Below are 10032 nucleotides of genomic sequence, written 5' to 3'. Positions count from 1 at the left end.
GCCTGCCACCGGGCGCCCTCCACCTCCACGACCCCATCGGGGTCGAAGCGGGTGACGGCCAGGCCCGACCGGCCGATCAGGTGGCTGCGGCCCATGGTCGGGGTGGAGAAGCGAGCCCGAGCGACCGTCCTGATGCCTATCACGTAGAAGGCGGTCACCGAGACCGTGACCACCGTCACGATCCACCACGACGGTTGGATCTGGGGAGCGGCGTCGGTGAAATAGAGGCCGCCCACCAGCATCGCCACGGCGCCCAGGGCGGTCAGCGGTCCCGCCCGGCCCCGCTGGAAGTCGGCTGTGAGAAACCAGACCCCGGCCAGGGCCAACCCCACAGCCCATCCCCGGAGCGGGAGGACGGCCAGGCCGTAGCCGCTGATCAGCAACATGAGGGCCGCCACGCCGGCGGCGATGCCCGGCCCCAGGGCGTAGAACTCGAACACCACGACCGCCAGGCCGGCCACCAGGAAGAAGAATGCCGCCTCCGCGCCGGTGGCCAGCTGCAGCAGCCTCACCCCGACGGAGGGCTCGTAGAAGACCGTCTCGATGGCGGCGGCTCCGTCCCCGGTGGAGCGCAGCGTGCGCAGGATGACCAGTTCGCCCCGTACCTCGACGGTGCGGCCCTCCAGTTCCACCAGCAGGTTGCTGATCGAGGGCGCCACGATCTCCACGAGACCCTCGGTTGGCTCGGCCACCGTGAAGGCAGACCCGGCGAGAGCTTCGAGCGGTCCGGTCCGGGCCGGGTGGTGTGCGGCGTCGCCGGCCACCACCGGTTGCGTGTACCCGATCCGCACTCCGGGAGCCGCCGCTTTGATCGGGGCGGCGGCCAGCAGGTGAGCGGCGCCGCCGAACGCCGAGGCCGGCGCCGGCCCTACCCACACCACCAGCGGGAGGGGCGGGTCGGCGATCCGGGCTGCCAGATGGGGCAGGCCGCCCGAGAGGGTGGCGCGGGAGTCCAGCTGTATGACGGCGGCGGTGGCCCCTCCGCGGGCGGCGGCCTCCACCCGGTCCGAGACGAAGTCGAGAGCCGGCCCGTCCAGGTTGCCGCTGACCTCGATGATCTCTATGTGACCGCCCGGCTCGTCCCCGATGACGGGGCTTCCGAGAACCAGGAGGAACCAAGCGATGAGAAGGAGGGGGATGATGCGGGCCACTAGTGCTCTGTCTATGGACCAGCCTGGCGTGCTCTGCTTGCCATCGACGCCCCGTCGCTGCGTTCCGCTTCCTCAACGTACCGCTGCGGGTACGCCTTCGTCAGCGGGCCTTGCGAGGAGCGCCGCTGGCTAGCGCATACCACGCCGCCGTTCCACAGACAGACCACGTGACAAGGATAGAAGGTACGCGGGTCGCCCCGGCCGGCTGCGAGGCCTTCCCCCGGCGGTGGCGCGGGAGCCGCACGGGTGGGTCATGTGGGAAGCACCGCCGGGAGCAAGCAGGCTGTCCGGTCGGGGTTGAGCCCGCATCGGTCCATGCGGGGACTCGCTACAGTTCACCCACGTGAGAGTTCTGCTCGTATCCGACGCCTCTTGGGTGCGGAACCAGGTGAGGGCCGCCCTGAGCGGATCGGCCGAGATCGTGGAGGTCACCGACCCCTACCAGGTCGAGTCCGCCGCGGCGGGCATCGATCTGTCCATCGTGGACATGCAGGTCGGCTCGATGGGGGGCATGGCGATCACCCGGGCTCTCAAGGCAGTAACTCCCGCCACCGGGCCGATCGTGCTGCTCCTCGACCGCTCGGCCGACGCCTTCATCGCCAAGCGGGCCGGCGCCGACGGGTGGCTGGCCAAGCCCTTCAGCGCCCAGGCACTGAGGAGGACGCTGGCGGAAGTGGCTCCCGTGGGGGCGACCGGCTGAGACGATCTCCGCCCCCGGTGTCCGGATGATGGACACCTACCACTTGACGCTATGGGTCATCTTCTCCGTGTGCCTTCTGGCGTCCGGATTCCTATCGGGTAGCGAGACGGCGTTGACCGCCGTGGCACGGGAGCGGGTCCAGCAGCTGGCCGCTACGGGCAGGCGCGGGAGGCGGCTGGAAGGCCTGGTCGACGACCTGGAAGGCTCGATCGGCACCATCCTCGTGGCCAACAACTTCGTCAATATCCTGGCGACGTCGGTGGCGACCGCGCTGGCATTCCAGCTGGTAGGCGAGACGTGGGGGACGATCCTGTCGACCGTGGTGGTGACCATCCTGGTGCTGGTGATCGGGGAGGTGACTCCCAAGACGCTGGCGGCCCGCTATCCGGAGCGGTACGGGATGACCGTGGCGGTGGCCGTGTGGGCCCTGGCGGTTGCGATCAGGCCCATCGCCGGGGTGTTCATCGGCCTCGGGCAGGGAATCCTGCGGCTGCTCCGCCTTCCTGCTCGGAACGATACGGGCGTCACGCCGGCCGACGTGCGGGCGCTGGCCGTGCTCGGGGAACGGGGCGGCGAGATCGAGCCGGGCGAACGGGAGATCATCGAGCGCCTCTTCCAGAAGGCCGACCAGCCGGTCCGCGATGTGATGACGCCGAGGGTCGACATCGTGGCCCTGGCCCTGCCCGTCACCTCTTCCGACGTCCGGGTAGAGGTAGCGAGAACGGCCCACTCCCGCTTCCCGGTGGTCGGCGAGGAGGGGAATCCGGACTCGATCCTGGGGATCCTCTACGCCAAGGACGTGCTCAGCCACACCGAGGAGCTGGATAGTCAACGGATCTCGGGCCTGCTCAGGACCCCCTACTACGCGCCGGAGAGCGCCTCGGTGATGCGGGTGCTGGAAGACCTGCGTGTCCGGCGGATCGGCTTCGCCATCGTCACCGATGAGCATGGGGGAGTGGACGGGCTGGTGACGATCAAGGATCTCGTCGGAGAACTGGTGGGCGAGCTCCAGGACGAGTACGACCCCCGCGTGCCCACGATCCTGCCGATCGGGCGGCAGGTGTGGCTGGCGGATGGCCGGACCCCGATAGACGAGCTGGAAGAGGCAACAGGTGCCGAGGTCGAGGACGGACCCTATTCCACCGTGGCCGGGCTGTTCCTGAGCCTGTCCGGGAACATCCCGGCGGAGGGCGACCACGTCAGCTACGAGGGACTCCGGCTCACGGTGCTGACCATGGACCGGCGCCGCGTCTCCAGAATCAGGGTGGACGCGACCGGGAGGGCACAACCTCCCGCGTAGGCGCCGGGCGGGGTGTCCGCCGGGCGGGGGAGCGGGTATGCTTGTTGCCCCACACGGGCAGTGGCGCAGCTTGGTAGCGCGCTTCGTTCGGGACGAAGAGGTCGTGGGTTCAAATCCCGCCTGCCCGACCAGCACTCTGTTGGTGCTTGACTCTCGCGGCCCGGCGGGCCTTGATCGGAAGGTGTCCGCCCACGAAGACGGTTCCGAACACGCCTTTCGCCGTCCCGCTTAGTAAAGGCGGACGGGGTTTCCTTAACTTACGCCCGCCTCTTGTTAAGAGGTCTTTAGTCCACCCTCCGACGGAAGCTTGTACCGGATTGCGCTACTGAGAATGAGTGGGGTAGGCCGCCTGCAGGAGGGACTTGCTACCCGGCGGCTCCGGGCTCCAGCTTGGACGCCACCGCGTACTCGAATGCGGCGAGCGCGCTCGACACGTGGCCGATCTCCCGCGCCGCGATCGCGGCTGCCTCGGCGCTGATCGGCCGGGCATCGGGGGCCTTGACGTGGACCTCCGCCACCCGCTCGAGCAGCAGGAACCAGCCGATCGCCTCCTCGACCGAGCCGCCCACGGTGACCGGTCCGTGATTGCGCAACAGCACCGCTTTGGCCTCGCCCAGCGTGGCGGCGATCTTCTTGCCGGTGTCGAAGTCCGAGACCTGGACCTCCTCGCCCTCGTACACCTCGTGGTCGTCCAGGAAGGCGGTGGCCTCCTGGCAGATCATGCGGAAGCCCTCCACGTTGGCCGCCCAGGGCGTGGCGTACGGGGTGTGGGTGTGGGCCACCGCCACTGCGTCGGGACGGGCCTCGTGGATGGGAGCGTGGATGTGGTAGGCGGTCATGTTGATCGAGCCGCCGCCCTCCACTCGCCCATCCGGACCGACCAGCACCAGGTCGTCGGTGGTGGTGCGGTGGAACGGCACCCCGTAGCGGATCAGCCACATGGCGTCGGTGCGTTCCGGGTCCCGAGCCGTGATGTGCCCGTCTCCCAGCGATCCCCATCCGAACGCGCCGAACAGGCGGTAAGACGTGACCAGCATCCGCTTCCGGTGGGCGCGCAGTTCCTCGACCGAGGCGAAGGCGGGCTCGGCGCGGGCCTCCCCTCCGTCGGACGCGATGCCTGATCGCCAGACGGGGTAGGAATCGGTCATCGCCCACAGATTACCCGAGGCTGCGATCTTGTTACCCGAGATTGCAGCTAGTGGCCTGTCTGCGAAGCGACCAGGCCTGTTCTGGCGGTCATCGGCGCCCCATCGCTGCGTTCCGCTTCCTCAACGTACCACTGCGGGTACGCCTTCGTCAGCGGGCCTTGCGAGGAACACCGCTGCCGACGCCATACCACACCGCCGCTCCACAGACAGACCACTGCTAGATCAGCAGCTCGGCGATCTCCACCGCGTTGAGCGCCGCCCCCTTGCGCAGGTTGTCGCCCACCACCCACAGGCTGATGCCCCCGGGCACGCCGATGGTGGGACGGATGCGACACGCCAGCACCGGGTCCTGGCCCGCCGAGTCCAGCGGGGTGGCCACCCGCTCATCGCTCCACAGTTCGACACCGGGTGCGTCCGTGAGCACCCGCCGGGCGGTTTCGGGGTCGACCGCCGAGTCGAACCACATCGAGGCGGAGATACCGTGGCCCACCATGACCGGCACCCGCACGCAGGTCGGCTCCACCTCGATGCTGTCCCGCTCGAGGATCTTGCGGCTCTCGTTCACCAGCTTCCACTCTTCATCGGTGTGGCCTGCATCGGTGAGCGTCCCGGCCATGGGCAGGACATTGAAGGCGATGGGCCGCTGGAACGGGTCGGTCTCGCCCTCCTCCCATCCTCCCTGCACCAGTGCCTCACGGCGGTTGCCGAGCTCGACCGTCTGTTGCCAGAGGGTGTCCATGCCGGTCATCCCGGCCCCCGAGACCGACTGGTAGGACATGGCCACCATGCGGGCCAGCCCGGCGTGGTGGTGGAGCGGTCCGGCGGCCATCATGAGCGTCATGGTGGTGCAGTTCGGGTTGGCGATGATGCCGTCGTTGTCGGCTGCCGCGTGGTCGTTGACGCCCGCCACCACCAGCGGAACCTCGGGCGCCATGCGGAAGGCGGAGGAGTTGTCGATGACGATCGCTCCCCGGTCCACGAAGGACTGGGCGAACTCCCTGCTCCTTCCCGCACCGGCGGAGAAGAGGGCGATGTCGATCCCCGAGGGATCGGCCGAGGACAGATCCTCCACCGCGACGTCGCCCCAGCGGGTGGCGACCACCCGGCCGGCCGACCGAGCCGACGCCATGAGACGCAGCTCCGAGAGCGGGAAGTCCCGTTCCTCGAGGATCTCGATCATGGTGCGGCCCACCGCTCCGGTGGCGCCGACCACGGCCACGCGCGGATCAGGCATCGGCGCCGACCTCCGCCGTGATCACGGGCGGGTCGAACTCGGCGTGCAAGGCCCGCACCGCGTCCTCCACCGAGTCTCGGTTCACCACGCACGAGATCCGGATCGGGGAGGTGGAGATCATCTCGATGTTGATGTCGGCGTCGCCAAGGGCGCGGAACACCCGGGCCGCCACCCCGTGCGTTGATCTCATTCCCGCTCCCACCAGCGACACCTTGCCCACGTTGGCATCCACGGAGGAGCCCGTGGCCTCCAGCTCCACGACCAGCTCGGCGGTGGCCTGGCGGGCGATCTCGATATGGGCTTCGGGGACGGTGAAGCTGAGGTCGGTGCATCCATCCGCGCCCACGTTCTGGACGATCATGTCGACGTTCACCCGCGCGCTTGCCAGCTTCTCGAAGATGGCCGCCGCGACGCCGGGCCGGTCGGGTACTCCCCAGAGAGTCACCTTCGCCTCCGAAGTGTCATGAGCGATTCCGCTGATAATTGCTTCTTCCATCACATTCTCCTTGACCCAGGTCCCCTCGTCCTGCACGAACGATGACCGCACGTGGATCGGGATCTTGAACTTTCTCCCCACTTCCACCGAGCGTGCCATCAGCACCCCGGCGCCCCCGGCGGCCAGCTCGAGCATCTCGTCGAAGGAGACCTCGGCGAGCTTGCGAGCGTCGGGCACCACCCGGGGATCGGCCGTGTACACCCCGTCCACATCGGTGTAGATCTCGCACACCGCCGCGGAGTGGGCCGAGGCCAGCGCCACCGCGGTGGCGTCGGAACCGCCCCGCCCCAGGGTGGTCACCTCCCTGGAATCGGGATTCACCCCCTGGAAGCCGGCCACGATCACCACTTGCCCTGCGGCGAGACCGTCCCCCACCCGGTTCCCTCGTATCGCCGTGATCTTCGCCTCACCGTGTTCCGAGTCGGTGAGTATCCCGGCTTGGGCACCGGTGAGGCTCAGCGCGGGGATGTCCTTGTCGTGGAGAGCCATGGCGAGCAACGCCATGGAGATGCGCTCGCCCGCCGTCAGGAGCATGTCCATCTCCCGGGCCGGCGGCCTGGCGCTCACCTGACGGGCGAGGGCGATCAGGTCGTCGGTTTGGCGGCCCATCGCCGAGACCACCACAACCACGTCGTTACCGGAGCGCTTGGTACGAGCCACCCGGTGGGCGACGCGCTCGATGCGCTCGGAGTCGGCTAATGACGTGCCGCCGTACTTTTGGACGACCAGAGACATGGCAAGCAGTTCCAGGGAGGGGCGCGGGTGGGTCGCATTCTATTGCTCCGATCCGCGTTGGCGTGCTGTGGCGCGTCGGAGACTCTTACAATAGCCCCCATGGGGAGCGAGAAGAGAGCCCGGCAGAAGCAGAACCGTCAAGCCCGTATCGAGGAGGAGCGCCGCTTGGCCCAGCGGGCCAAATGGCGGCGCCGCATCATCACCGGGCTGGTCCTGGCCGCACTGCTGGTGGTGATCTTCGTGATCGGGAACCTGCTGACCGGCGGCGGCGACGCCGGCGGAGCGACCACCACCATCCCGATCGTCACCGACACCACCACTGCGACCGGCGGCGGATAGGGACCCGGCCCCGCGCGGGCCGTTACCGAGCCCCTGACGGACCCGGCGGGTCGAGAACGCGAAAAACGCCCGAACGCGCCCTCCCCGGCGGGCCCATCCCCCAGCCACCACCTCCTTCGGTCCGAACGCGTTCCGCCATCCCCCGACGGGTCCGCTCCCGAATTGATCCCGGTTCCGGTTCCCTCGACGTCGAATAGCAAGAAACCGGCGGTGCTTGTGACTGCCACACAGTATGCGAGGGCGCTGTGACACTTTCAACCCTCTTGTCCGGTGCCGGGACCACGCCACCTCGACGGTCGGGTAACGGGCGCAGCAGGCGGAGGACTCGGGACGGGCTCTCGGCGGCGGTCATCACCGGTACCTGCCTGCCGCGAGCCGCCCGACTTGCTACCGGCGCCCGATCCGAGCAATCGGGGTTAGCCTCATCTCCGGATGGCCGTCGATCTTCACACTCACTCCACCGCCTCCGACGGCAGCGAGAGCCCGGCCGCGGTCGTCGGGCTGGCCGTCCAGGCGGGTCTCTCCGCGGTCGCCCTGACCGACCACGACACCCTCGAGGGGATCGAGGAGGCCCGAGCCGAGGCGGGCCCGGCCGGGATCGAGCTCATCCCGGGGGCGGAGGTGGCCTGCGAGTGGAAGGGCGGCGGGCTCCACATGGTGGTCCTGTTCCTGGAGCCGGGGCCCGGCCCACTCCAGGATCGCCTGGCGGAGTTCCGGGCCGGCCGGGACCGCCGCAACCGGGCGATCGCCCGGCGTCTCGATGAGATCGGCGTGGACATCGACTACGAGGAGGTCCTCGCCCAGGCCCGGGGCGGGAGCGTCGGCAGGCCCCACTTCGCGGCCCTCCTGGTCGCCAAGGGATACGTTCCCGACATCCCCGCCGCCTTCCGCGAGTACCTCGGGTCGCGCGGCGTCGCCTACGCCACCCGCCCTCTGCTCCCTCCCGAGGAGGCCATCGGGTTGGCGCGCCGCTCCGGCGGGGTTCCCGTGGTGGCGCATCCCCACACCTTGGGATTGAACACGGCCGAGGAGTACGCGGACGCCTTCCGCCTTCTGGCCGGCTACGGCATGGTGGGCGTGGAGTGCTACTACGGCGAGTACCCGGCCGAGACCCGCCGCCGGCTGGAGGCCACGGTCCGGTCGTTCGGCCTCCTCCCGTCAGGCGGGTCGGACTTCCACGGCTCCTACAAACCCGGCCAGCGGGTGGGGGTCGGACGGGGCGACCTGGTGGTCCCCGACCGGGTCCTCGATGACCTGCGGGCCGCGCGGGACGGCTGAAGCCATGCGCCGGCCGGCAGAAGGGATAGCCCGGGCCGCCTCGGTGGTCGCGGTCGGCATCCTGGTCTCCCGCATCCTGGGGTTCGCCCGCAACGTGGTGCTGGCCAACCGGTTGGGTGACAGCCCCGCCGCCGACGCCTACGAAGCCGCCTTCATCGTCCCCGACTTCCTCAACTACCTGCTGGCCGGGGGTTTCCTCGCCATCACGTTCATCCCCATCCTCAGCAGGTACCGGGCACGGGGCGACGGCGACGGCGCCCGGAACGCCTTCAACGCGGTGCTGGGGCCGGTGGCGGTGCTCATCGTCGCCCTGACCGTCGCGGCGGCGCTGGCCGCCGACCTGGTGGTTGGGTGGCTGTTCGGATCGGGCGGCCGTCTCGACGCCGAGCAGCTGGCCGAGGTGGCCCGCCTCACCAGGCTGGTGCTACCGGCGCAGATCTTCTTCGTGGTGGGCGGGCTGTTCACGGCGGTCCAGTACGCCCACGGGCGGTTCCTGGTCCCGACCCTGGCCCCGATCATCTACAACCTCGGGATCATCGTGGGCGGCGTGTTGGGAACATCGTCCGGCGAGGCCTCGGCCACGGGCTTCATCGTCGGCGCGGTGGCGGGGGCCTCGATAGGCAACTTCGCCCTCCAGTGGTGGGGCGCCGCCCGGGCCGGCTTCCGGGTGCGCATGGCGGTGCCTGACTTCCGGCATCCCGCCTTCCGGGAATACCTGTTGCTGGCGTTCCCCCTGATGGTGGGCCAGTCGATCGTGGTGCTCGACGAGTCCCTCGGCAAGATCGTGGCGGCGGCGGCCTCGGACGGGTCGATCTTCGGCCTGAACCTGGCCCGGCGGGTCAACATGCTGCCGGTGGGGGTGATCGCCCAGGCCGCCGGGGTGGCCGCCTTCCCGTTCCTCGCCCGACTGGTGGCCGAGGGCCGGGGCGCCGAGATGCGGGAGTCGATGGGCCGCACCATCCGCACGGTCCTGTTCGCGTCGGGCGGAGCGGTGGCGGCCGCGGTGGCGGTCGGCCTGCCCGCGGTCCGGGTCGCCTTCCAGCACGGAGCCTTCAGCGAGGACGGCACGGTGCTGGTGGCGGCGGCCCTGGTCGGGTACTCGCTCGGCATTCCGGCCTGGGGCGTCCACCAGCTGTTTGCCCGGAGCTTCTACGCCCACCGCCAGATGTGGGTCCCGGTCATCGCCGGGACCGCCTGGGTCCTACCGGCCATTCCCCTGTACTTCCTCGGATACCGGGTCGGGGGCGTCCCCGGCATCGCGGTGGCCGCCTCGATCACCGTCACCGGTCACGCGCTGACGCTCTGGTTGCTGTGGCGGCGCTTCCACAGCGGCGAGGGACTGGAGGGCATGGTGCGGACGGTCGGACAGGTGGCGCTGGGCGCGCTGGTCGCCGGAGCGGCCGGTTGGCTGGTGGCCACGGCGATAACCGGAGGGCAGGTGCCGGGCATGTCGACCGGCGTGCTGGCGACCCTGGCCGGTGGAGGGGTGGTGGCGGTGGTCTACCTGGCTACGACGTACGCGATCGGCTCCGCCGAGGCGCGCTCGGTCGTGCGGCGCCGTTGATCCTGGTCCCGGCGGCGGGCCTGGGCCGGTGGTAACGGTGGTTCCATCCGGCCACGGTCCAGTTGGTGAAGCGCCGCGCCGGGGCGG

9 protein-coding genes and 1 tRNA gene are annotated in these 10032 nt (G+C 69.8%); 6 read left to right on the top strand and 4 right to left on the bottom strand.

What is annotated here, in order from left to right:
* The coding region (locus OXK16_16230; GenBank protein MDE0377490.1) for a hypothetical protein at positions 1-1151 on the bottom strand (1151 nt) is incomplete at its 3' end.
* Positions 1152-1494: 343 nt separating this feature from the next.
* Here OXK16_16230 and OXK16_16225 point away from each other — a divergent pair.
* From OXK16_16225 to OXK16_16215, 3 genes are all read left to right on the top strand, one after another.
* Positions 1495-1851, top strand: coding sequence for a response regulator (locus OXK16_16225; GenBank protein MDE0377489.1), 357 nt, complete (start codon positions 1495-1497; stop codon positions 1849-1851).
* Positions 1852-1876: 25 nt separating this feature from the next.
* Entirely contained in the window at positions 1877-3151 is a 1275-nt protein-coding gene (locus OXK16_16220; GenBank protein MDE0377488.1) for a hemolysin family protein, read from the top strand.
* A 54-nt stretch (positions 3152-3205) separates the two neighbouring features.
* Positions 3206-3282: transfer RNA gene (locus OXK16_16215), tRNA-Pro, on the top strand.
* A 234-nt stretch (positions 3283-3516) separates the two neighbouring features.
* Here the strand turns inward: OXK16_16215 and OXK16_16210 are convergent.
* The 3 genes from OXK16_16210 to OXK16_16200 form a co-directional block, all read right to left on the bottom strand.
* Positions 3517-4299 carry a class II aldolase/adducin family protein gene (locus tag OXK16_16210; GenBank protein ID MDE0377487.1) on the bottom strand — a complete coding sequence of 261 codons (783 nt, stop codon included), beginning with the start codon at positions 4297-4299 and terminating at the stop codon, positions 3517-3519.
* Between the two features lie 217 nt (positions 4300-4516).
* Complete coding sequence (locus OXK16_16205) at positions 4517-5533, bottom strand: aspartate-semialdehyde dehydrogenase (protein ID MDE0377486.1); 1017 nt, start codon at positions 5531-5533, stop codon at positions 4517-4519.
* Positions 5526-6764: an aspartate kinase gene (locus OXK16_16200; protein MDE0377485.1), complete on the bottom strand. Its 1239-nt coding sequence runs from the start codon at positions 6762-6764 to the stop codon at positions 5526-5528. Before OXK16_16200 ends, OXK16_16205 begins: the two co-directional genes overlap by 8 nt.
* Before the next feature lie 99 nt (positions 6765-6863).
* Between OXK16_16200 and OXK16_16195 the strand changes: the two genes are divergently transcribed.
* From OXK16_16195 to murJ, 3 genes are all read left to right on the top strand, one after another.
* Entirely contained in the window at positions 6864-7103 is a 240-nt protein-coding gene (locus tag OXK16_16195; protein MDE0377484.1) for a hypothetical protein, read from the top strand.
* A 432-nt stretch (positions 7104-7535) separates the two neighbouring features.
* Entirely contained in the window at positions 7536-8381 is an 846-nt protein-coding gene (locus OXK16_16190) for a PHP domain-containing protein (protein MDE0377483.1), read from the top strand.
* 4 nt (positions 8382-8385) lie between these two features.
* Positions 8386-9945, top strand: a complete 1560-nt coding sequence (murJ, locus tag OXK16_16185) for a murein biosynthesis integral membrane protein MurJ (protein ID MDE0377482.1) — start codon at positions 8386-8388, stop codon at positions 9943-9945.
* The last annotated feature ends 87 nt before the right edge of the window (positions 9946-10032 follow it).

Source organism: bacterium, from assembly GCA_028821235.1.
GTDB lineage: Bacteria > Actinomycetota > Acidimicrobiia > Spongiisociales > Spongiisociaceae > Spongiisocius.
The sequence above is the reverse complement of the archived record's forward strand: the minus strand, read 5'-3'. Positions and strand labels throughout refer to the sequence as shown.